Here is a 23701-nt window from a genome sequence, read left to right on the forward strand (position 1 = left end):
GCGGTACCGGTGATCAAGAGTCCTGCCCTACGGCGTTGAGCACCCGGAAGGTGACGAGGTCCAGCGCGTACCCCTTCTCGCTGTCGTCCAACACGCCGTGATCGGCGAGCCGGTCGGTGAAGCGGCGGACCTCGTCCAGGCCGAGACCGGTGACTGCGGCGATGTCGCCGCGGTTGCAACACTCGCCGGGCTCGATGTACTGGACCCAAGCCGCCAGCAGGTCCCGCATGCTCCGGTCCAGTTCGATCCGGTCCAGGTGGTCGCGGGCGACGCCCTCCCGGGAGTACTGGGCCCGGGTCGTCTCCAGCGCCGCCTCCAGGGTGGCGCCTCCTCGGGTGGCGAGGTCGACGGTGCGCTCGACCAGAGCGGGCCAGCCGCCGGTCGCTTCCATCAGTCGCTCCCGTTTGTCTGGAGTGTCGAATGGGCACTCTGGCCAGGCGCGGAGGCTGTCGGCGTTCCACCGCTCCGGCCGCAGCACCCGGGCGGCCCGCTCGTCCCAGAGGACTTCCTGCGCCCGCGGGTCGACCAGGGCGATCCCCGCACGCGACGGCGCCCCCTTAGGACCAACCGTGTGCTGACGCAGCCGCTCCAAAGCTTGGCGGAGCGTGTCCAGTCCGCAGTAGCGCAGGTCGGCGACGACCACGCTGGGCTCCCGACTGTGGGTCGTCCGGGTCAGCACGTCCACCAGTGTGTCCGGGGCAGCGGTGTGCACGGCCAAGCCGCGCGCGTCGGCGTAGGAGCGAATGGCTGGCGTGATGAGCTCTGGGCTGTGCGCTTTGGTCAGACAAACCAGGGTCAGACCAGGTCCGGTCGCCTCGTACAGCTGTTGCTCGGTAAGCGGGCTGTACCGGCTCACGCCCGACCGGTCTGTGCCGAGCAGTCGGCGGGAGAAGCGCGGGTTGTAGTCGTAAGGCAGGCTGAACTCGGTCTGCTGCAATTCCAGTTCGAGGTCCTCGCGAGTGCCCAGCATGTGCACCACGTTGGGACTGCGGACCGCGTAGTGACGGCGGTCGGCCTGCTGGATCAGCAGGCCGAGGCCCACCATCTCCTCCAGGTAGATCTTCACGTCGCTGGCGGTCAGCCGGCGGAAGCCCTCCGGCCAGTTCCGCTTGGCCTCGCTGAGCAGTTCGTCGGCGTCGTAGCCGCGGTGAAAGCCGTCGGCCTGGCTGCGCAGGGCAATCGCCAGAGCGAGAACCCGGTAGCGGTCCTCCAGATTGATGGTCAACCGCAGCCGCTCGGCGATGTGGCGGTGCACCTCGGCCGAGCCCGCCACTGCGCGTATGTCCTCCTCCGTAACGGTTATCGGCCACTGCGCCGAACCCAGCGGCTTCTCCCGCAGCGCGGTGACCAGGCGCTCGCAGAAGATCTGCACCAGACATGCCTGGTAGTTGGTCGCCGCCAGCACCCGCCACACCAGCTCCGGACGCTCGAAGCGGTAACCGAACGCCGCCATCGGCTCCACTACGAGGCGCTGCGCCTCGGCCGGCTTGAGTGGGCCGATCAGCTCCTCGCCGCCGTGCGCCAGCGGTACGTTGGACAACCTGCTGAACCGCTGCACCTGGTGCAATCCGGCGAAGACCACTTTGAAACGACGGTCGGTGCTGTCCATCAGCCCTTTGAGCCGCGCCACGTTGGCGAACGTGCCCTCCCCGCCGCTGCCGCGCACCGTCTTCGAGTCGGCGGTCAGGAAGGCGTCCGCTTCATCGGCGAGAACGAGCACCCGCCGTTCTCGGTTCTCCTCCAGCCAGCGGCGCACCTGCTCCGATAGCACGTCGGGCGGCGCGGCCGTGGACACCTTCGGCCCCAGGACGCCGACGCGTTTCAGTTCCGTCGCGAGCACCGGCCAGATTCGGTCAGCGGGCTCGGCCTCGCCCACGCCCCGCGCCTTCAGATCCAGGTAGACGGCCTTACGGTCGGGGGAGGAGGGGAAGTCGGCCTCAACTTTGCGCAACAGCGCCGACTTACCCAACTGGCGTCCGCCGTACAGGAAGAGAGCGCCCAGCGGGTCGGTGACGGCGGCCATCTCACGAGTCCGACCGTAGAAAACCTCCGGCGGCACCAGCCCAGCCACGAACGGCGTGTACGGGTTGAAGCCAGTCCAAGGCAGCGTCACCCGCTGCACGGCGCGGAACGAACGTGGAGAACGCGCCGCCACCCAGCCGAACACGACGGGATCCACCACCAAGGCCTGCGACGTGGAGGTACGTGCACGCAAGCCCATGCCCCTACGGCCCGCCAGTCCCAGCGGGTACAGGTAGAGGATAATGCACGGCCCACTGTCGCTGCGATCCAGTAACTCAAGAGGACTACGCCCACGTTGTTCGTCCGACACCACCAGCACCGTGTACGTGGTGGCTGCCGATCCGAGGTCGGCGACATAGCCGGGAACGCTCTCGCTGGCGCGGAGCTTGGCGGTCAGCCGGAGGATGCCGCGCACCTGACGGCTGTCGTCCCGACCAGGCGGCCGGCCCTCCAGCCCCAGCAGGCGCAGCACCGTCGGCACGTGCTTCTGCCATTCCGCACCACGTGTGGAAGGCTTGCTGAGCGCGTCCCAGGACTCCAGGCCCGCCAACGCACCCTCGGTGAGTGGTTGTCCGTCCGCATAGTGCTCCGCCCACGGAAGCGCCGAGAAGCCCTGCTGGCCTGCCTTGACCGGGGCGACGGCCTCCAGGCTGGCGACGAACCGGTCCAAGTCCTCGCCACGGTCCGCGCCGCTCCACTCCGGCAGCACGTCCCCCTTGCGCAGGATCGCCAGGCACTCCTCCGCAGTGACTGTGTCACCCGCCTCCAGCAGGCTGGTGATCTGCTTGCGGTCCTTTTCGGAGAGGGGCAGCGTCTCCAACTGGTTCCGCAACCGCTGCACATACGCATCGACGCGGCCCCGAAGGTCCTCTTCGAGCTGGCGTATCGCCGCAATGGTGGACCGGAAGGCGCCCTCCGGGAACGGCTGCTCCAACTCGGCAAGGCGGCCCACAAGTTGCCGCTCAGCCAGGTCGTCCAGGCTCTGCTGGGTACGGAGTTCTGCCAGCAGGCCAGCGGCGATCCGATGGGTCTCGGACCTGATGTTCGACCAGCGCGCCCACTGGGCGTCCCGCTCGGTTCGCCAGCCGGACGGCAACTCCTCCGGCCCGACGGCGGACGCCGGCAGCAGTCCCTGCTCCAGCGCCTCGACCAGTGCGCCGGCTAGATGTAGGTCGCCACGCTCGGCGTAGGCCGTCAGCACCGTGGGAATGTCCACCGGCTCCAGCAGCGACGCCACCGCCTGTGCGAAGCCGGGAGCGGCTGTGTCGGGCGCGCCATCGGGGGTGCGAGGCAAGTCGGGGGCGGCCAGCAGAGCCACGGGGCCGGGCACGTAACCGGCGAAGGCGAGCGGGCCGAAGTCAGCTTCGATACCGGTCTCGTCGGCATTGCCGTCGGCTATAACGCTGAGCGTCCGGGAGGCGGGCGCGAGCTGCTCCCCCTCCAGCCAGCGGCGCAGACACAGCAGCGCCGCGCCTTCCACGCCGGGCAGGGCGTCTAGACCGCGCACCCGGGCCAAAGCGTGGCTCAGTACGGTCACCGTATCGCTCCGGGCCTCGACCTCGGGCGCGGCCAGCGCACGGGCCCGAGAGAGCAGGTTGGCCACCTGCTCGATCCGGTTGAGCAACGAACGCTTGGCCTTGGCCTCGATTGGCTCCTTGGCCTGCTTAGGGGTGCGGATGGAAGCGTCGGCCTCTTCGATGATCCGCTCCGACGAGTCGCGCTTGCGGAACGCCTGCCACGCCTCGTCCAGCACTGAGGCATCTGTCTTCTGGGAAGCCCAGTTATGCACGGCATCCAGGGCACGGCCCAAGGGCTGCTCGGGGTGCATCAACAGATTCTGCACCTGGGTAGCCCGTGCGTAGCCGATCTTGCGCTTCGGTAGCTCGACCTTGAGTTGGCCAGCCTCTTTGGCGATGCCGGAGCGGGTGAGGGTCGGACCCTCATCATCACCCGGGTGCAGGGTGGCGGGATCCACCCGGTGGTAGTGCCGCAGAACGTCAATCGCACATTCCAGCAGTTGGCTCCAGGGAGCGGATAGGAAGGAACAGGGATCGGTCTGCAACAGCAGGTCGTTGGGCCAGCCCACGACTAGTCCGGCGCGGACGGAGGCGACCGCGGCCAGGACCAGCGCCGGTCGGTCACTCTGCACTCTCTCCAGGTCCGGGGCGAACCGGGTCATCACCGACGTGGCGTCCTCGGGGGTGGTGCATGAAAAGGCAGCATCCGCGAACGCCAGGCAATCCGCACGGTGAACCGGCTCGCCGGACCCCACGGTCATCCAGTACGCCTCCTGGAAGCGGCCCGTGCCTACCAACCGCTCCACGTGGGAGGGCGTGAAGCAGGCAGAGTCCACGGCGGCGGAGGCGTGCCAGGGGAGACATGTCTGTTCGGAAAACTTGGTCTCCTGAGGCCTTTCGGTTTCCGCAGCGGCGTCGGCCTCGACGGGCACAACAGACGGCCCAGGCGTCTCAGCCTCATAGGCTGTAGGACCCTCAGTGCCGTCGGCCGGGTGCGGCGCGTCGGGCCGGGTCGCGGCGCCGACCAGGGCGCCGGACTGAGAGGCAGCCGCTGCCGGGGAGACCTCCGCCCGTTCGGCGGCGATCGGTACGTTGGTTGGGCCGCCTCCGGCCTCGGCAGTGGCCATCTCGAGCGCCCCCGCCGGGCTCTCCGCCGTCGGCAACTCCTCGGACTGCGACGTGTCGCCAACGGCCGCCGCGTGGGAAGCGGGAACGGGGTTCTCCTGGGACGGATTTCTGACGCCGGGGCTCAGGACGGCGATCTCCTCATCGAGTGTCCGAAGCGTCTCCCGCAGGGATTCGAGGTAGGCGCCGCCGCCTCCCTGTTCGGCCTTGTCCACCAGTGGAAGCAGCGCCTGCCGCTGCTCTTGGAGCATGGCGAGCTGGTGGGCGTGGGCTGTCTCGCGCTCCTCCTCTTCCAGCAACTGCGTGATGGCTGCCTCGAGGTCGCTAAATCCCTCCTCGGCGGACCAATCGCGGCCCGCCTCCCGGATAAGGTTCGCCACGGCGGAGCGTTCCACCGGCCAGGTGGCCGCCCGCTCGAGCAGCCCCTGAGGCAGCTCGAATCCGCCCGCCACCTGCTCGGCTGCCAGTTCAAGAGCGCCGACGAGCTCTGCGGCGCGCGAGCGAAGCTTCCGCAGGGCCTCAGCCGGACCTACAGCGACCGCCACGTCTGCGGCGTCCTCGCGCGTCACAGCTTCTCCCATGCCATCTTGCCGCTGCCGCGGGTCGAGGTTTGCTTTCCCGGCCTGCTCGGCGGCTTCCTCCTCCGCGTGTATGTGGTCTCCGCCGTCCTCGCCGCAGGCCCAGTCGGCGCCTGGGCGTTCGGCGGCTTCCAGCAGTCGGTCCCAGTACTGTTCGGCCACTGTCCGTCGCGGGGTGTCGTCCCCCAGGAGCATGGAGTGAAGGGTGAGTTGGGCCAGCACCGGCGGCAGGGAAATGATCGCTGACTCCAGAGTGTCCAGGTTCGGATCTCGGAGAGTGTCAGCTTGGAGATTGCCGTGGCTCACCAGCAGGTGGCCGCTGAAATCAGCGGCCGCGTCGGCAATCTGCTTGAGGTCGCGCGTCTGGGCGCGGCTCAGCCAGACGCGGGCGGAAAGCAGTTCCCGGCGACCCAGCCGGGGAAGGCCGCCGCGATGAGGGACTCCCACCCGGTGGGTCAACGGCCCTGGTATCAGCATCAATTCACGAAGCCGCACATCGTCGAGCCCGGTCAGCCAGGCCTTCAGGTCCCCACCCGCATTCGCCATGGCGAGATCATGCCAGAGCAGGGCACATTGCGCAGTGGCTGGGGCGGGTCCATCGCGGGCCAATGCCTTTTCTACGGTTCAAAATGTCACGGCGGAGACCATCCAGATCCCTAGGTCGATGTCCTGCAGAAGCGGGAGTCGCGCCTTGCTGTTGCGCGACCACGCCCGTCAGGTGCAATCGATGAGCTTTTTTAGGACCTCATCAGTGCCGACAGCAGGTACAGGCCCGTTCAGGCCAATGCGAGGCTGCACTAGAACGGCAGGGTCGAGGTACGGCCTCTCCTCTTGGCCTCGCAGGGGGCTGCGCTGGAGGCGCTTTCGCCCGGGGCGCCCGAGCTGGGGGTCTGCCCGGTTGGAGCCGGGGCTGCCCGACGGCGGGGCCCGTGGGGGCCAGATGGGGTCGGAAGAATGGTGAAATCCCGTGAACGATCATGTAGATCCGAATAGGCCATCGCGCGCTGACCTGCTAAAACGGTGAATCCGGGGACAGTCAGGAGAGGGTAAGGAGGCGCTCTGTCGAGCTCGTAATGCGTAGGTCTCGGGTTCGAATCCCGAAGGCGGCTCTGTGGAAGCCTCAGGACTCACTCGCCGTGACCTGGGGCTTTTGCTTTTATTGGATGCGGCGGCGCGTCGGGCGCGGGCTGCGCGAGTGTCGACGGTCTTGGCTCTGGTCTCAGTGGGGTCTGGATTCGCCTTTGCGGTGCGGTCAACGACAGATCCGAGTGGCTGCCCTCGAAAGAGTCGAGGGCGCGAGCAACGACCCTTCCGGGCGCGGTGGCCCGGTTCACAGCACGTGCCGGAATCCTGGCAGGCGGCGCAGTCCGGCCGTTATGAGGAAGCTCGTCGGTACTACGAGCGCGCAGGCCACCGCCCATGCGCCGGCCGCCGACAGGCCGTGGCCGGCCAGGTAGTACTGCACGGTGACCACCATGGGCACGTGGATGATGTACACGCCGTACGAGTTCGCCGCCAGCTCCGTGGACAGGCGGCCGCGGCGGGTCACCGCTTCACGGAAGAGTGTGAGCACTCCGACGCTCAGGGACACGCACAGTGCGCTGTCGTACGCCGCCCACAGTGCGGCGGGCCCGGTGAAGCCGCCCGGACCGAAGCAGTCGGCGTCCGCGCCGATCGCGAACAGCAGCGCCGCGCCGGCGAGACCCCCGCTCAGCCACACCCATCCGGTACGGGCATCGAACCTGTCCAGCCAGTCGTAGCGGTGGGCGAGCACGCCGAGCGTGAAGAAGGCCGCGTACTGCGGCACCCGCGCGGGTTCGACCTGGAGGAAGTCCAGTACCGGCACCCACGTGTCCAGGGGGTAACGCAACCGCACGAGGAAGGTGGCGCTCGCGATTCCCGCGGTCAGCCACAGCAGTGCCGCGTGCCCGGGCGCCGGGCGCGTGCCGCTCACCCGGGCTCCGTGTCGCCGTCGCAGCAGTTGGCCGGCCTTGCGGCAGGCGACGTACAACACGCAGTAGGCGAGCAGGTTCTGGATGAACCACAGGTGCCCGAACTGTAGATCCGGCCAGGACGGGCCCGTCCAGTCGGCGGGCTTCTCGCCCAGACCGAGATAGACATCGGTGAAGTAGCGGGCGAAGGGTATCGCCGGGTAGCCGCGGTAATGAACGTAGTAGGCGTACATCAGGCCCGGCACGATCGTCAGCGCGCCCACGACGACGGGGATGCCGAGCCGGATCAGACGGGCTTTCAGGAAGCGCCAGGCGCCCCGCCGTTCGTACGATGCGGGCACGAAGACCGCCGAGACGAAGAAGAACAGGCTCATGAAGAAGGTGCCGTCGACAGCGGAGAGGGAGGCGAGCGCGGGAGTGCGTGACTGGCCCTCGACGTACCACCAGTCGGCGGGTCCGTAGGGCTGGGCGGCGTGATGGACCACGACCAGGACGGTCAACGTGATCCGCAGGTTGTCCAGCCAGTCCAGACGGCGAGGGCGGTGCGGGGCGGACGGAGGAGTGTCGGGCGTGGATGTGGGTGTGTGCATCCGTTTAGCATGCTCAACATGTGTACACTCCGCACTGGTGCTAGCCCCCCGCTCCCCCCTCCGGCGAACCCTCCGGTCGGCTGAAGAGGCCGTGCAGCAACAGGTGTTGGTTGGCCGTACTGCGCCGGGCCAGCACCTCCGGAGCGAACATGGGCTCGTCGAGGTGGGGCTGCATCACGCGCTCCAGCAGGAGCGGTCCGAGGATCAGGCAGAGCATCTGGAACGCCGCCCACTCCTCGTCCGGCCGGTCCTGGTCCTGCCGGTTCTCGCGGTGCGCCCCGGACAGTCGGTCCAGCTCCTTCCTGGCCCCGCTCAGCAGCCGTCCGAACAGGGCGGCACTCGCCGCGCTGTCCTCCAGCAGGACGTGCCGCAGGTAGCCGCGCAGTACCGGGTCCGACCCGAACAGCCGGGCCGAGACCTCGCCGAGGGACTTCATCAACCCGGCGTCGCCCGGGTCCAGTTCGGACAGCTCCGTGGCGATCCGGCCGAGCACGTACTCGTCGACCGCGGCGCGCAGCCCCTCCTTCGACCCGAAGTGCCGGGTCACCAGCGCCGGTGACAGCCCTGCGGCCGCAGCCACCGCGCGCGTGGACGTCGCCTCGAAGCCCCGCTCGGCGAACAGTTCCAGCGCTGCTTCCCGCAGCCGTGCCCGCCCTGTCAGATCGCTCTTCTCCACCGCTCGCATGGTCCGCAGCGTAACCAGGCGCCCGGATGCCCGGTGTGCCCGACGTGCCCGGAAGCTTCGGTGTGCCTGGACGCCCGGTGCGCCGGGGTGCCGGGTGCGCCTGGCTGTTCGGTGTACCCGGCGTGCTCGGGGTGTCCGGGTGGCACGGCTGATACGGATCCACTCTGCGTGACGTGGACTTTCTCGGCTGTGCCCGTTCGGCCGGTTCGGCCGTTGCCGTACGGGCCTCCGGTTGACACGCGGCGGCCTGGTGGGACGGTTGAAGAGGCGCCGAGTCCCGCCGAGACCTAGTGGGCCGGGGCGATCGGACGGCCACCGGGAGCAGCAGAAGCAGGTCGGCCTGTGCGGATCCGGTCACTGGAGTTCCGGGTCAATCGGGGTTCTGGAGTTCTTGGGTTTTGGAGTCCCGAGGTTCTGGAGCCCTCAGGGTTCCGGGTCCGGAGACCGTAGTGCTGTGTGCGTTCCTTCCTCCTGGGTGGCCGGTATTCCGCCTGACCTTCGGGCACGACGACACGGCGCGGCGTGATCGAGGAATCGCGGACGGTGCGATCGAGACATGAGGAAGGTGGCGGCATTTCCATGAAGGCGCTGGTGTACGAAGGTCCGCGCACGGTGAGCGTCAAGAACGTGCCGGACGCGAGGATCGAGCGGCCGACGGACGTACTGGTCAGGGTCACCTCGACGAACATCTGCGGGTCGGACCTGCACATGTACGAGGGACGCACCGACATGGAGACGGGACGTGTCCTGGGCCACGAGAACCTGGGCGAGGTGATCGAGGTCGGTGACGGCGTCGACCTGGTGAGGGTGGGGGATCTGGTCTGCCTGCCGTTCAACATCAGCTGCGGGTTCTGCCGCAACTGCGACAACGGGCTGACGGCGTTCTGTCTGACGACGCCGACGGATCCGAGGATGGCGGGCGCCGCGTACGGCTTCGCGGGGATGGGCCCGTACAGCGGCGGCCAGGCGGAATTCCTGCGGGTTCCGTACGGGGATTCCAACTGCCTCGTGCTGCCGGAAGAGGCGCGGGAGAAGCAGACCGACTACGTGATGCTGTCCGACGTCTTCCCGACCGGCTGGCACTGCACCGAACTCGCCGGTGTGCGGCCGGGCGAGAACGTGGTCATCTACGGCGCCGGCCCGGTCGGACTGATGGCAGCCCTGTCGGCGAACCTCAAGAGCGCCGCCAAGGTGATGGTGGTCGACCGTCATCCGGACCGGCTGCGCCTGGCAGAGGAGATCGGTGCCATCCCCATCGACGACTCGAAGGGATCCCCGATCGATCAGGTCAACGAGCAGACCAACGGGCTCGGCGCGGACTGCGGTTGTGAGTGCGTGGGCTACCAGGCACACGATGTCCAGGGGCACGAGCAGCCGAACCTGACGCTGAACAACCTGGTGCAGTCGGTGAAGTTCACCGGCACCATCGGCGTGGTCGGCGTCTTCGTCCCGCATGACCCCGGCAGCCCGGACCAGCTCTACAAGGACGAAGGGGAGATCGCCTTCGACTACGGCATGTACTGGTTCAAGGGCCAGTCGATGGGCACCGGCCAAGCCAACGTCAAGGCCTACAATCGCCAGTTGTGCAACCTCATCCAGCAGGGCAAGGCCACGCCGTCGTGGATCGTCTCCCACGAACTTCCGCTCACGGAGGCGGCTCGGGGTTACGAGCACTTCGACAACCGTGACGACGGCTGGACGAAGGTCGTCCTCCACCCCGGCGACATGAGCTGAGTCGGTCCTCCTCGCAGCGGTCCCGCGCGGTCCGGCGCGGTCCGGCGCCCTCAGCGCGCCCTCAGCGCGCCCTCAGCGCGCCGTCCGTGCGCTGCCGGTCGGCCCGGCCCGCGGGGCGGTGTGCGGCGCGCCGGGCCGGACGGCGGTCGGGGGCTCCGCGCATCACCTCACGTCACCTCGGTGACCGGGTGGTCGGATCGTCAAGCGTGGTCAGTCCGTCAAGCGTGTTCAGTCCGTCAAGCGTGGTGAGACCGTCGAGGGTGGTCAGTCCGTCAACTGGGCGATCAGTGCTGTCGCTTCGCAGATGAGAGCTACCTCGTGCGGGCTCATCGTCGGATTGGCCGCTCGGTGCGAGGCGGCTTCGGCGAGGTGGCGGGCGGGGACACCGCCGGAGGCGGAGAAAAACGGAACCAGTGCCTCCAACAGGGCGCGGGCACCCGCCGACGCCGGGGACCGGGTATCGACGGCGACCTGGGCGAGGATCAGCGACGTCATGGCCCGGTCCGCGGCCGGGGCGCCCTCCTTGGTGTTGCTCCAGTCGATCACCACGGGGCCCCGGTCCGTGAGCATCACGTTGTCCGGGTGCAGGTCGAGGTGGAGGATCCGGTCCTCGGGGTGGGGGGAGAGCCGGGCGGGCACGGTGTGCAGTTCGGCGAGGAGACCGGCCAGCATGGCGCCCCCCTCGGCCGCGGTGAGGCCGCCGGACAGCAGGGAGTGGAGCATCGTCGGGCCGGTGAGGCGTTGCAGCACCAGTTCGCAGGGGCCGGTCTCGGCGTTGCGGGGGCCGAGCCGGGGGACCGGGTAGCCGTGGGCGCTCAGGTAGGACATGACCGTCCACTCGTGGGTGGCGTCCATGCCGTCGCGGTAGCGGCGCAGAACCCACTTCTCGTCGAGTGCGTACACATCGGCTGATCGTCCGGTACCCAGTAGCTCACCTATTTGCATGGGACGAACCTAGGGGTACGGGCAAGGTCGCGGTACGGGGAGGTCACCAGCGCATATGAACGTCCTCGGCCCAGCCGAGCAGCCCGTCCACGGCGATCTCGCGGCCCTCGTCGTCCCGGACGCGGCCGGTGTAGTGGCCGAAGCACTGGTCGGTGCGGTTGGCGATCAGCGCGGCTTCGGTGCGGGTGGAGCGGTTGTGGAAGGGCACGAAGGTGAGGTCCACCACGGGGGCGTCACCCGCCGATGTGATGGTCCAGGGGGCCATGAAGTCGGACGGTGACCAGCGCCACTCCAACTCCTCGCCGATCTTGGTGAGCCGGCCGTCCACGCAGAGGGCGTTCTCGGTGGTGCCGGTACCCCGGGTCCAGCGTCCGCCGAACTGCAGTCCCACCGTGTGACCGTCCGTACGGCCCGATGCGGCGCCCCAGTTCCAGTCGACCGAGCGCGGCCAGCGGCCCCGGCCGTGGTCGAGCACGGCCCAGGCGTCCTCGCCGAACTCCAGGACCCTGTCCCCGATCCGGACCGTTCCGGAGGCGGGACGGGCTGTGTGCTTCGACGTGTACTGGAAGCGGCGCTCGCTCCACGGCACGACGACGGACAGGGTTTCGTGGCCGTCGGGCAGTGCGGCGAAGAGGTCGACCTCCACGGTCTCCTTGACCCGTCCGACCCGTCCGACCCGTCCGACCCGTCCGGCCCGCTCGGGACCTTTCGGCGACGAAGGGGCCAGGCAGCGGGCCCGCAGGCGGGTGCCCCCGTCCTCGTGGCCGATTTCGATCCTGACCTTGTTGCCGGAAGGGCGCTGCGGCCCGACCGCCACGGCCGCGGAGCCGGCCGCGCCCGCGAGCGTCTCCGGGAGACGGACGCCGCGGCCACCGGGGACGAGCGAGGTGCACTCGAACTCGGCGCCACCGGGCCCGTACTCCAGCACGTACACCGTGTTCAGGGCCAGGAAGTCGAGGTCGCTCACGGTCAGTGCCACGAGGTGGGTCGGTGTGGTCACGCACCAGTACTCCCAACGCTTCGTGCGGCCCCAGCCCCGCAGGTTCGACCGGTGCAGCGGCTGTCTGGACCAGCCGCGGGCTGCCGGGTTCAGCCGGCCGTCCGGCAGGCACAGGTCGACGGGGTCGGTGATCTCGCGTTCGTGCGTGGCCATGCGCGGAGCCTAGGGCCTGCCTGGCGCACGGGCCGGGCAGGCCCCCGAAAGCGCAGGTCACGGGCCCCATAACGCGAAGTGAGGGGGAGAACGGGATCTCCTGGGACTGACGTGTACGCGGCTACCTTGGCGGCAATTCCCCCGACGCCAAGGAGAGTTCCGTGGAGACAACCGTCTTCCGTAGACGCGCCCGGGTCGCGTGTACGGCCACCGTGGCGGCCGGCGTACTCGCGCTGGCCGGTCTGACCGGCAGCGCGTCCGCCGATCCCGCCCCCCACCTGCCCACCCCCACCGCGGCGGGGACGAGCCTCTCGCCCGGCCTGTTGGAGGCCATGCGGCGCGACCTCGGACTGACCGCCGCCGAGGCACGCGACAGGATCGGCCATGAGTCGCGGGCGGCAGTCGTCGCCGCCGGGCTGAAGCACTCCCTCGGCGAGGACTTCGCCGGAGCCCGGGTGAGCGGTGATGCCGCCACGCTGACCGTCGCCACCACCGATGCCGGGCAGGCCGCCCGGATCGCGGAGGCCGGCGCCCGGCCGGTCGTCGTCGAGCACAGCCTGGCCGAACTCGACGCAGCCAAGGCCGCGTTGGACCGGGTGGCCCTGCGCAGGGCCCCGGAGGGCGTACCTGTCTGGTACGTCGATGTGGCCACCAACCGCGTGGTCGTCCAGGCCGCGGGCGCATCGGCCGCAGATGCCACCGATGCCGCCCATGCCTTCCTCGCCGCCGCGGAGGTGCCGCGGGACGTGGTGACGGTGCGTCGGTCGAGCGAGCAGCCCCGCACGTTCGCGGATCTGCGGGGCGGTGACGCGTACTACATGAACGGTTCGGGCCGCTGCTCCATCGGCTTCCCGGTGAAGCGCGGCAGCAGCCAGTCCGGTTTCGTCAGTGCCGGCCACTGCGGCACGCCAGGGGTCAGCACCAGCGGCTACAACCAGCAGGCCCAGGGCTCCTTCCAGGGCTCCACCTTCCCCGGCCGCGACTACTCCTGGGTCGCCACCAACACCAGCTGGACACCGCGCGCCCTGGTGAACGGGTACGGCAACGGTGACGTGACCGTCACCGGATCCACCGAGGCGCTGGAGGGCTCGTCGGTCTGCCGCTCCGGCTCGACCACCGGCTGGCACTGCGGAACGGTCCAGCAGCGCAACACCAGCGTCACCTACCAGGAGGGCACCGTCTCCGGCGTCACCCGCACCAATGTGTGCGCCGAACCCGGTGACTCCGGCGGTTCGTTCCTTTCCGGCAGTCAGGCGCAGGGCGTCACCTCCGGCGGCTCCGGCAACTGCACCCAGGGCGGTACGACGTACTTCCAGCCGGTGAACCCGGCGCTCCAGGCGTACGGGCTCACTCTCGTCACCAGCGGCACCCCGACCGATCCCCCGACCGACCCGCCGACCGACCCGGGCGGCACCTGGGCGGCCGGAACCACCTACGCGGCGGGGGACATCGTGACGTACGGATCCGACAGCTACCGCTGCCTCCAGGGTCACCAGGCGCAGCCCGGCTGGACGCCGCCGAACGCACCGGCTCTCTGGCAGTTGCTCTAGCCGGTCCGGCCGGTTCAGCCAGTCCGGCCGGTTCAGCCGGTTCAGTCGATCCGGCCGGTCTCGCCGTTCGGCCGAGCCCGGTCTCGCCGGCTCCGGCGATGTCCCTGCTGGTCCTTCCCCGTCCAGAGGAATCCGTCATGACCCCAGAAGTGACCGAAGGCTCCGGTGACGACCGCCGGATCAGCCGCAAGACCCTCCTCAAGGCCGCGCTCGCCGCCGGCGCCGTCCCACTGCTCACGGGCGGCGGGGTCGCGCTGGCCCGTGACGCGGACAGCGGCGGCCGGCCCCTGGCCCCCACCCCGAGCTGCGACGACGGCGACGACCCGACCCACGAGCAGATCGAGGGCCCCTACTTCAAGCCCAACTCCCCGCTCCGTACGAGCCTGGTGACCAGCGGCACCCCGGGCGTTTCGCTCACCGTCAGCGGCTACGTCTTCGGGCGGGCCTGCAAGCCCATCGCCGGAGTGCTTCTCGACTTCTGGCAGGCCGACACCAACGGCGCCTACGACATGAGCGGCTTCGCCTTCCGCGGCCACCAGTTCACCGATCAGTCGGGGGCCTTCACGCTGACCACCATCGTGCCGGGGCTGTACCCGGGCCGTACGCGGCACATCCACGTCAAGGCCCAGGCGCCGGGCTCCGGCATCCTGACGACGCAGCTGTACTTTCCCGACGAGCCGCGCAACAACACGGACACCCTCTTCGACCCGGCGCTCCTGATGAATGTCCGAGCCGTCGGTTCCGCCAGGGAAGGGACCTTCGACTTCGTTCTCGACGTCGCCCAGGATCCGACCGACCCGACCGACCCGACGGATCCTCCGACCGACCCGCCCGGCTCCACCTGGGTGGCCGGAACGCTCTACAGCGCGGGAGACCGCGTCACGTACGGCGGGGTCGCGTACCGCTGTCTGCAGGCGCACTCAGCCATGGTCGGCTGGGAACCGCCGAATGTCCCCGCGCTGTGGGAACGCGGGTAGACACGCAGCAGGAGCGGGCGCACCACCGCTGCGCGGGCGTACCCCGAAACCCTCCCTCACGGGGTACGTGCCGCGCTGTGCCCGGACCGGAGCGTTCTTCCGGTCCGGGCATCTCCGCGTCCGGGCCTCTCCGTGTCCGGCGACTTCGTGCGCAGACGACTTCGTGCGCAGACGACTCCGGGTGCGGGCGACTCCGGGAGCAGGCGTCTTCGTGTTCGGGCGGGACCGGTCCGCGGACCGGTGGGGCGGGCGGGTGTCAGGGACCGTTTCGAGCGGGCGGGAACCGGGGTGCGGAGTAGCCTGGAGGTGTACGGCTCCCGGTGAGCCGCTTCTGTCGGCCTGCGCATCGAAGGGGGCCGCTGCCGTATGGAAACCCTGGTCACCGTCGTGGTCGTCCTCGTGATGATCGGGATCGCGGCGTTCGTCATTCATCGGCTCAATACCCGGCACAGGCATCAGCATCTGAGTCCCGCGCATTACGACCACGGGTTGGCCGGGTTCGGTGAGACACCGGACGCGCGACCCGCTCCGGGATCGACTCCGGGGCCCACTCCAGGACGTGTCACGGGTGAACAGCCGGGAAGCAGAGGGCCCGGCCGGTCCGGAGAGCCGGGCTCCTCCGCACCCGGCTCCGCCGACTGATCCGCAGAGGGCGTACTACGCGCACCCGTACTACGCGCATCGGTAGATACGGGTGCCGCACTACGCGTGCCGGACTACGCACGCGTGCCGGACTATTCGTGCGTGCCTGACTACTTCGCGTCCGAGTAGCGCTCCACCACCGCCGTCGTGAACGGGAAGCGCACCGGTGTCTCGCCGAAGGCGATGCGTCCGGCCAGATCGCCGGCCGCCCGGATCGCCTCCACGACCGCCTCGGCCTCCTCGCGCGGACAGTGCACGATGACCTCGTCATGCTGGAAGAAGACCAGCTCGGCCCGGAGACCTGCGGAGACGAGCGACTGGCGCAGGGCGGCCAGGAGCAGCAGCGCCCAGTCCGCGGCGCTGCCCTGCACCACGAAGTTTCGGGTGAAGCGGCCCCGCGCGCGGGCGTTCGACGATGCGTAACCGGGGGTGAACGCGTCTTCTTCAGAGGGCGGCTCGCTGCTCTCCTGCGGAATGCCGGCCTCTTCGTCCGCCCCGCTCCCGGCCGCGGGGGGACTGGTCCGGCCCAGCCATGTCCGTACGAGGCGTCCTTCCTCGCCGGCCTTCGCCGCGTCGTCGACATAGGCCACGGCCGACGGAAACCTCCGGCGCAGCGCTGCCAGGTTCTTCAGGCCGTCGCCCGAGGTCTGGCCGTAGATCGCACCGAGCAGAGCGATCTTGGCGTGGTCCCGGTCGCCGTGGAAGGCCCGGTGCGACAGCGATGTGTAGAGATCGCCGTCATGGCTCGCCACCTCCATGAGGCCGCGGTCGCGCGAGATCGCGGCCAGCACCCTGGGCTCCATCTGGTCGGCGTCCGCGACGACGAGGCGCCAGCCCTCGTCGGCGACGACCGCCTGCCGGAGCACCTTGGGGATCTGCAGCGCCCCTCCGCCATTGGTCGTCCAGCGTCCGCTGACCGTGCCGCCGGGTTGGTACTCGGCGCGGAAGCGCCCGTCGCGCACCCAGTCCTGGAGCCAGCTCCAGCCGTGCGCCGTCCAGATCCGGTACAGCTTCTTGTACTGGATGAGGGGTTTCACCGCAGGATGGTCCAGCCCCTCCAGCTCCCAGCGCCGGGTGGAGCGCACCTTGACGCCGGCCTGCGCGAACGCCTTCACCACGTCCGCGGGGAGGTCGGGGCGGACCCGTCTGCCGAAGGCGGCCGACACCTCGTCGGCCAGCTCGGCCAGTCTGCGGGGCTCGCCGCCGCCCGCGTAGCGCTCGCCGAGCAGTGTCTGCAGCACCTCCCGATGCACGTCGGCGCGCCAGGGCAGGCCGGACCGGTGCAACTCGGTGGCGACCAGCATGCCGGCCGATTCGGCTGCCGTCAGCAGGCGCATCCTGCCCGGGTGGGTGGTGGCGCCGTGGCGGCGGAGCTGGTCGGCGTACACCCGGAGCAGGTCGTCGAAGGGAAGGCCCGTGCCGGGCTGCGGATCGAAGAGGGGCGACTGCGAACCGGGCTCGGCGGAGCGGGGCGGAGGATCGGGCGGTACCGGCGCGTTCCGCAGGCGGGCGTGGGCGGCGGCTGCGGAACGGGGCTCGCCGAGCCGGCCCTCGTGGGCGAGGAGCAGGGACTCGGCGACCTCGATGTCGTAGCAGCGGGCCACGGCGACACCGGCCGCGAGCAGACGCGGGTAGATCTCGGAGCTGGACCGCCAGACCCAGCGGGTGACGTCCGGGCGGGAGCGGACGGCCTCCACGAGGTCGGGTTCGGTCAGGACCGGGGCGGTGGGCACACCGGTGGCGTCCAGCGGGGCGAGGAGGGCGCCGCCGGACTCTGTGGTGGCCAGAGCCCAACGTTCGGTCATGGCGTCGAGTCTGGCACCCGGCACTGACAAGGGGCGCAAGGCGCGGAGCGGGACGGGACGGGACGGAGCGGGACGGGACGGAGCGGGACGGAGCGGGACGGAGCGGAACAGAGCGGGACGGAGCGGAACAGAGCGGGACGGAGCGGGACGGAGCGGGACGGAGCGGGACGGAGCGGGACGGGACGGGGACGGGACGGGGACGGGACGGGGACGGGACGGGACGGGGACGGGACGGGACGGGGACGGGGCGTGCGGGCACCGGGGGCTCGGCCTCCCGAACCCCCGGTCCCCGCACTCCGGACGGGCTGATGCTACGAGGAGTCCGTGGTCCAGGTGCCCAGGGAGATCTCGGCGGTGATACCGGGGCCGAATCCGGCCATCAGGCCGCGGTGACCGTCGAGCGCCGAGGCCTCTTCGAACATGCGGCCGAGCGCGTCGAGTACCACCGCGCTCGCGATGTTGCCGTACTCGGTGAGCGTGGCGCGGCTGAAGCGGAACGCTTCCGGCGGCACGTCGAGGAAGCGGCTCAGGTCGTCCAGGATGCGCGGGCCACCGGCGTGGATGATGTAGAAGTCCAGCTTGCCGGCGTTCCACTGGTGCTCCTCCGCGACGGCGTTCAGCGCCGGGGCGAGAGGTTCCATCGTCCCGGGTACCCGCTTGTCGAGCTGGAAGTGGAATCCGGTGGACCGGACCGCGTAGGAGATCCAGTCCTCGGTCGCCGGGATGATGTAGGAGCCGTTGTGTTCCAGGCGGACTCCGGTGCCACCGGTGCCCCGGACCGCCACGGCGGCTATGCCGTCACCGAACAGGCCGTTGGACAGCAGGGATCCGACGCCCAGGTCGGTGGGCTGGTAGCACAGCGAGCAGAACTCGCAGGCGACGATCAGCACATTGGCGTCGGGGTACGCCGTGCAGAAGTCGTGGGCCCGGTTGACGGCGGCGCCGCCGGCGGCACAGCCGAGCTGGGCGATCGGCAGCTGCCGTGTCTCCGGCCGGAATCCCATCGTGTCGATGAGCCACGAGGTCGGCGGCGGCATCATGAAGCCGGTGCAGGAGACATAGACGATCAAGTCGATCTGCTGCGGCTCCAGTTGGGCCTGGTCGAGTGCCCGGCGTACGACTGCCGGCACCCGTGCCTTGGTCTGTTGTTCGTAGGTGATGCTGCGGGCGTCCAGACCCGGGTGCTCAAGCACCTTTTCGATGGGCTGGATCAGGTGCCGTTTCTGCACCCCGGTGTGTTCGATCAGACGAAGCACCAGGTCGATCTGCGGATGGTCGCCGTGCAACCGCCGCGCCAGTTCAAGGGTGTCCTCGTTGGTGATGACGTACTCGGGAACCTCGATTGCCGGCTTGCAGAGAACCGCCATGGAACTCCTCCTAGCGGACTTCTGGTCCACACGTCCGGGCCCGGACCGGTCACGGCGTGTTCGACGGGCGCGGGGGCGGCCACCACGGGCGCACGCGCGTGAGCCGCGCGGAACGGGTCAGTGGTGGAATCTCCGGCGCCGGGGTTCGATACACCCCTGGAACGGGCTCGGACGGGCCGACCGTCGAAGACTGAGTTCTAGCCGTTCGTGCGCGGACGTCGAGTCCGCCACGGCTCGGGTGGCCGTCGGCATCACGTTACGGCAGGCGGATCAAGGCCGCATGTCGGGCGGGCGCGCAGCGCGCCCGCCCGGTGCCGGACACCGAGCCGGCGCGGTGTCGGGCACCCTCGGCCGGTGTACTGGGACGGCCTGCCGGGCCGACGTACCTGCCGGACCGACGTACCTGCCGAGTGGACGTACCTGCCGGACCGACGTACCTGCCGGGCCGACGTACCTGCCGAGCTACCAGCCCGACGACGTACCCCGCCGGGCCCTGTCGCGCCGGGGCCGTACCGCAGGACGCCCGGCCCCGGGACGGTTCCGGTTGCCGGGCGCCCAGCGGCGACGCACCATCATTGGCAGTCGCTGTCCGCGCCGATCGCACACTGCCCGCGCGGATCGCCGAGCAGTTGCGCGACTCCCAGCCCGCCCGGACCGCCCAGCCCGCCGGGGGTGACGCGTCGCCCGGCCCCTCTGTCACCAGGTGACGGGCAGTTCGAGGGGGTAGCGCCAGATCGACGTCTTGTTCCAGCGCACCTCTTCGGCCGGCGTCGCCAGTTTCAGGGCAGGGAAGCGCTGCAGCAGGGTTCCGATGGCGACCTGGAGTTCCGTGGTGGCGAGCGGGAATCCGAGACAGTGGTGTCCGCCCCAGCCGAAGGTCATGTGGGACGGGCCGTTGCGCTCCAGGTCCAGCTCGTCCGGCCGGTCGAACTTCCGCCCGTCGCGGTTGGCCGTCAGATACGAGACGTGCACGATGTCCCCTGCCCGGATCGTCACCCCGCTCAGCTCCGTGTCCTCGGTGGCGACACGCGGGATGCCGACACCCTTGCGGAAGGGGATGAAGCGCAGGAGCTCGTCGATGGCCTGCGGGAGCATGTCGGGACGTTCGCGCAGCATGGCGAGTTCGTCGGGCCTGGTGAGCAGTGTGTACGAGATGTTCCCGATCTCGTACGTGGTGGTGTCCTGCCCCGTGATGAGCAGGACCATGGCCATCACGGTCAGTTCCCGGTCGTTGAGGATCTCGTCCCCGTCGCGCGCCGTGGCCAGGGCGCTGATCAGGTCGTCGCCCGGGTTCGCGCGCCGCTCGGCCGTCAACTCCTCGAAGTAGCCGCGGAGATCGGCCTTGGACCGCACCGCGTTGTCCCGGTTCTCGACGGTGGTGTCCATCATGGTCCGGGCATGGTGGCGCAGTTGGTCGCGGTCGGCCTCGGGAATGTCGAGGACCTCGCAGATGGTGGTCAGGGGCAGCGGGGCCGCCAGGTGCTCGAAGAGGTCGGCAGGGGAGCCGTGCTCCTCCATCCGGTCCAGCAGCTCGTCGACGACGTGCTGGGTGCGCACCCTCATGCGTTCCATGTGCTGGGGCGCGAAACCCTTGGAGATCAGACTGCGCAGGCGGCTGCTGCCCGGCGGGTCCATCACGTTGATCGCTTCGTCCTGAACGATCGGCTCGGGGGTCATACGGGGGAAGTCCCGGCCGATGATGGCGCTCCGGCTGAAGCGGCGGTCGGTGGTCACCGTGCGCACGTCGTCGTAACCGGTGACGAGCCATGCCTCGCCTTCGCCGTGCGGAAGGCGGATGCGGGAGACGGGTTCTTCGGTCATCAAGTGCCTGAGCACCGGGTCGAATTCGAGGGCATCGGCGTAATCGAACGGGCAGCGCCGGGCGCCGGTGGCTGGTTCCATGCGGAGCTCCAGAGGGGGGTCTGACGGGTGGTTCGAGGAATCTGCGGGCGCGGACAATCGGTCGGCCGGACAGTTGGTCTTCGGTCGGACAGTCGGTCGGTCGGCCGACCCGGCGTGCGGTCGATCGACCTGACGGACGTGCGGTCGGTCGGTCGGCCGGACGGGACATGGGTGCCCGGTCATCCGCACCGGCACGCGCCACCCCGGGGCGATTGGTCCATATGCAGAACGGTTTCGACGGCCGGGGTCGCTGGACCGGCGGAATCGGTCCCGCACCTCCGCTCCCGGCCGGTGCGGCACCCCGTCCCGGCCGGCCCGGGAATTCCGTCCCGGCCGGTGCGGCGGGGCCGGGGCGGTCCACCGGCGTCGGCCGGGAACGGAGGGGCTCAGCCGGTCGGAACGACGTTGGTGGCGTCCACCGCGTGGCGCACTGCCCGGGCGAGGTCGACCCCGTCGCCCACGGCCCAGAAATGGGTGAAGAACAGGCGGGGGTCCTCCGCGAGATGGTGGTTGTGCAGCTCGACGAGTTTGATGCCACCGCGCCGCAACGCCTTCAGTACGTGCTGGACCTCATGGGCGAGCATGACGCAGTCACCGCTGAGCGCGGCTCGACCGCCCCCGAGGGGCTGGAAGTTGAACGCGCTGGTCGACCCCAGGCCGGGCGGCAGGATCAGATGGCGGTCCGCGATGGTCTCGCGGCGTACGAAGACGACCTTGTAGAGCCCGTCCTCGACGGAGCCCTTGGCGCCGAGTGCCTTCTCCATCGCGACGGTGTCCAGATCGACCGGGGCGGGCCGGCCGGGCGGCAGGGCGGGCGGCGTGCCGGTCCGGTCGAATCCGGCGCGCAGGCCGCGGGCCATGGCCACCGCGTCGTGGCCGTGCGCGTGGACGTGGGTCCACCAGATGTCGGGGGTCTGGGCGAGCAGGTGCTTGTGGAGCGCGGTCTGCTCGATTCCGTGCGCCTGCCAGGCGTCGCTCACCGGCTGCAGTTCGCCCTCGGTGATCACCACGTCGCCCATCAGCATCGTGCTGCCGTCGGCGTATCGGACGAAGGCCACGTGCGTCCCCAGGGCGAGCCCCGGTGTGACGACGACGCCCTCGGAGACCACATGAAGATCCCGCCGGGGGAAGCCGGTGTGGTAGGTCGTTCCGCGCAGCATGTCGCCGGTGCGGCCCAGTGCCCGTGCCACGCCCGCCCAGTCGGCCAGGCGGGTCGGCACCGGCTGGACCCGCCTCCTGTGGTGTCGCGCCCCGGTGGTCTCGCTGGTCCCGGTGGGCAGCGGGCGGGCTGTGGCCGGCCCTGCCGCGGTGAGCACCGGTGCGAGTGCGGCTGCGGCCAGTACGCCTCGCCGCGATGTGATCACCCGGGTACGCGATTCCTGATGCGGTTCCTGCTGTGTGTCCTGCTGTCCGTCTCCAGCCATCACTTGATCGCCTCCATGGCGAGATGAAACCACGCGTAACGTGGTGAAAAAGGGTGAAAGGGGATGCGGTGTCGGCGGGTGGGGCTGGATGGGCCAAGCGGGCTGTCCCCGGTCCCACCCTCCGCCGCTCCTCTTCCCGGGCGTCGCGGCCTCCTCGTCCCGGATGACCCGGCCGAGCGCCCGGAGGTCGTGCAGGGATTCGATATCCACAGGGTGTGGATGAGTTTTCTTCGGTCGGCCTGCGCCGAGGGCGGCCTCCTCCCGCGTACGGCGGGCGAGTCCCTTGCGTATCGCGGGCGAGCCCCTTGCGTACGGCGAGCCCGCCCTCGGTGCAGCGAGCCGGGCCCGTCCCCGATGTGGCGAGCAGGACCCGTCCCCGGTGCGGGGGCGACCCGGCTCCGCCGCCTCACCCTGCCTACCCTGACCTCATGGAACCGGTGATCGACCAGGCATTCGCGGCAGCCCTCTACTCAGAGGGCGACGCCGGTCTCGACACCGGAGCCTCGCTCCTGGCCGCGGATCCGGCGGCCGACGCGGAACTGCACCGGCGCGGCGAGGAGTTCGTCCGCCGCGCCTGGGAGCGCGGCTGGCAGCCCGCCGATGTCCTGCGTACCGTCCGCCGCGAACTCGACGAGCCCGCGGCGGGTCTCGCCGCAGGGCTGATCGCATCGGAGACCGGACGTTACGAACGGCTGCCGCCCCGCTGGCGCTCCCAGCTCGACGGCCTCCCCGCCGCACCACCCCGGAACCGGCCCGACCGGTTCTCCTACGCCTCCGCTCTTCTCGGCCTCTACCGGCTGCTGCTCCGACTCCCTGCCATCGAACCGGTCGGCCCGCCGCCCGGCGCCACCCCGCACGGTCTCCCGCTGCCGCCCGCGCACGACGAACCCCGGATGCTGACCCGGATCCGGGCCCTGCTCGCCAAGGCGGAGGCGACCGGATTCCCGGAAGAGGCGGAGGCGCTCACCACCAAGGCGCAGGAGCTGATGGCCCGGCACTCCATCGACGAGGCCCTGCTCGCCGCCCGTACGCACAGCAAGGAGGCGCCGGGAGCGTGCCGGGTCGGGGTCGACGCCCCGTACGAGACGGCGAAGGCGATCCTGCTCGACGCGGTCGCCTCCGCGAACCGCTGCCACGCGGTGTGGAACAGCGACCTCGGCTTCTCCACGGTGGTCGGCTTCGAGCCGGACCTGGAGGCCGTGGAACTGCTGTACACGTCCCTGTTGGTCCAGGGCACGGTGGCGATGGCGAAGGCGGAGGCCGGCCAGCGGGCCGGCGGGCGCAAGCGGACCAAGACGTTCCGGCAGTCTTTCCTGATGGCGTACGCCCAGCGTCTGGGCAGCCGGCTCGCCGCCGACACCGCCCGTGTCACCGCGGCTGCCGAAGCCGAAGCCGAAGCCGAAGCCGGGGTCGAGGCCGACGGCGACATCACCACCGACATCGACGCCGCACGGGCGGCGGTGCCCCCTCTGCTTCCGGTGCTCGCCGCTCGCGACATGGCGGTCACGGACGCCGCCGAGCGGATGTTCCCCGAGACCACGACCACGCGCGTCCGGGGGGCCACGGACCTCGACGGATGGACGCACGGAACGGCTGCCGCGGACCGGGCGAGGATGGGCGGGAGCGGGCCGGAGATCCATGGAAGGCGCCGGGGCCGGTAGCCGTGCCGTGACCGGAGGCATCGCCGGGCGCGGCGCGGGAGCCCCGCACGCCTCCCGTATTGCGACAACTCG

At 70.1% G+C, this 23701-nt stretch carries 14 protein-coding genes; 5 read left to right on the forward strand and 9 right to left on the reverse strand.

Going from position 1 to position 23701, the window contains the following annotated elements; all coding sequences use genetic code 11:
* Positions 1–13 precede the first annotated feature (13 nt).
* The 3 genes from ACFVUT_RS14670 to ACFVUT_RS14680 all read right to left on the reverse strand — a co-directional run bounded on the left by ACFVUT_RS14670 (position 14) and on the right by ACFVUT_RS14680 (position 8469).
* A complete protein-coding gene (locus ACFVUT_RS14670) occupies positions 14–5788 on the reverse strand; it encodes a hypothetical protein (protein ID WP_389648323.1) in 5775 nt (1924 codons plus the stop codon).
* Between the two features lie 784 nt (positions 5789–6572).
* Positions 6573–7784, reverse strand: a complete 1212-nt coding sequence (locus ACFVUT_RS14675) for an acyltransferase (protein WP_389648326.1) — start codon at positions 7782–7784, stop codon at positions 6573–6575.
* Between the two features lie 40 nt (positions 7785–7824).
* Positions 7825–8469, reverse strand: a complete 645-nt coding sequence (locus ACFVUT_RS14680; RefSeq protein WP_389648329.1) for a TetR/AcrR family transcriptional regulator — start codon at positions 8467–8469, stop codon at positions 7825–7827.
* Between the two features lie 579 nt (positions 8470–9048).
* Here ACFVUT_RS14680 and ACFVUT_RS14685 point away from each other — a divergent pair.
* Complete coding sequence (locus tag ACFVUT_RS14685; protein ID WP_389648332.1) at positions 9049–10203, forward strand: glutathione-independent formaldehyde dehydrogenase; 1155 nt, start codon at positions 9049–9051, stop codon at positions 10201–10203.
* A 264-nt stretch (positions 10204–10467) separates the two neighbouring features.
* Here the strand turns inward: ACFVUT_RS14685 and ACFVUT_RS14690 are convergent, their stop codons facing one another.
* The gene (locus ACFVUT_RS14690) at positions 10468–11148 is read right to left on the reverse strand and encodes a phosphotransferase (protein ID WP_389648335.1); all 681 of its coding nucleotides are present in this window, start codon (positions 11146–11148) and stop codon (positions 10468–10470) included.
* A 43-nt stretch (positions 11149–11191) separates the two neighbouring features.
* A complete protein-coding gene (locus tag ACFVUT_RS14695) occupies positions 11192–12301 on the reverse strand; it encodes a DUF2804 domain-containing protein (RefSeq protein WP_389648338.1) in 1110 nt (369 codons plus the stop codon).
* A gap of 161 nt (positions 12302–12462) precedes the next feature.
* Between ACFVUT_RS14695 and ACFVUT_RS14700 the strand changes: the two genes are divergently transcribed.
* Entirely contained in the window at positions 12463–13851 is a 1389-nt protein-coding gene (locus ACFVUT_RS14700; RefSeq protein ID WP_389648341.1) for a carbohydrate-binding protein, read from the forward strand.
* Between the two features lie 137 nt (positions 13852–13988).
* Positions 13989–14828: a carbohydrate-binding protein gene (locus tag ACFVUT_RS14705; RefSeq protein WP_389648344.1), complete on the forward strand. Its 840-nt coding sequence runs from the start codon at positions 13989–13991 to the stop codon at positions 14826–14828.
* A gap of 752 nt (positions 14829–15580) precedes the next feature.
* Here the strand turns inward: ACFVUT_RS14705 and ACFVUT_RS14710 are convergent.
* Both ACFVUT_RS14710 and ACFVUT_RS14715 read right to left on the reverse strand, forming a co-directional pair.
* A complete protein-coding gene (locus ACFVUT_RS14710; protein WP_389648347.1) occupies positions 15581–17275 on the reverse strand; it encodes a bifunctional 3'-5' exonuclease/DNA polymerase in 1695 nt (564 codons plus the stop codon).
* A gap of 311 nt (positions 17276–17586) precedes the next feature.
* Positions 17587–18642: a type III polyketide synthase gene (locus ACFVUT_RS14715; RefSeq protein WP_389648350.1), complete on the reverse strand. Its 1056-nt coding sequence runs from the start codon at positions 18640–18642 to the stop codon at positions 17587–17589.
* Between the two features lie 575 nt (positions 18643–19217).
* Between ACFVUT_RS14715 and ACFVUT_RS14720 the strand changes: the two genes are divergently transcribed.
* Entirely contained in the window at positions 19218–19349 is a 132-nt protein-coding gene (locus ACFVUT_RS14720; RefSeq protein ID WP_389648353.1) for a hypothetical protein, read from the forward strand.
* On the opposite strand, the gene ACFVUT_RS14725 is transcribed toward ACFVUT_RS14720, so the two are convergent.
* A complete protein-coding gene (locus tag ACFVUT_RS14725) occupies positions 19339–20544 on the reverse strand; it encodes a cytochrome P450 (protein ID WP_389648356.1) in 1206 nt (401 codons plus the stop codon). The two genes, ACFVUT_RS14720 and ACFVUT_RS14725, sit on opposite strands and share 11 nt — an antisense overlap.
* Before the next feature lie 386 nt (positions 20545–20930).
* On the reverse strand, positions 20931–21968 hold the full coding sequence (locus ACFVUT_RS14730; RefSeq protein WP_389648359.1) for a DUF1259 domain-containing protein: 1038 nt from the start codon (positions 21966–21968) through the stop codon (positions 20931–20933).
* A gap of 428 nt (positions 21969–22396) precedes the next feature.
* Between ACFVUT_RS14730 and ACFVUT_RS14735 the strand changes: the two genes are divergently transcribed.
* Entirely contained in the window at positions 22397–23629 is a 1233-nt protein-coding gene (locus ACFVUT_RS14735) for a DUF2786 domain-containing protein (RefSeq protein WP_389648362.1), read from the forward strand.
* Positions 23630–23701: the final 72 nt, after the last annotated feature.

Source organism: Streptomyces sp. NPDC058051, from assembly GCF_042885475.1.
Taxonomy (GTDB): domain Bacteria; phylum Actinomycetota; class Actinomycetes; order Streptomycetales; family Streptomycetaceae; genus Streptomyces.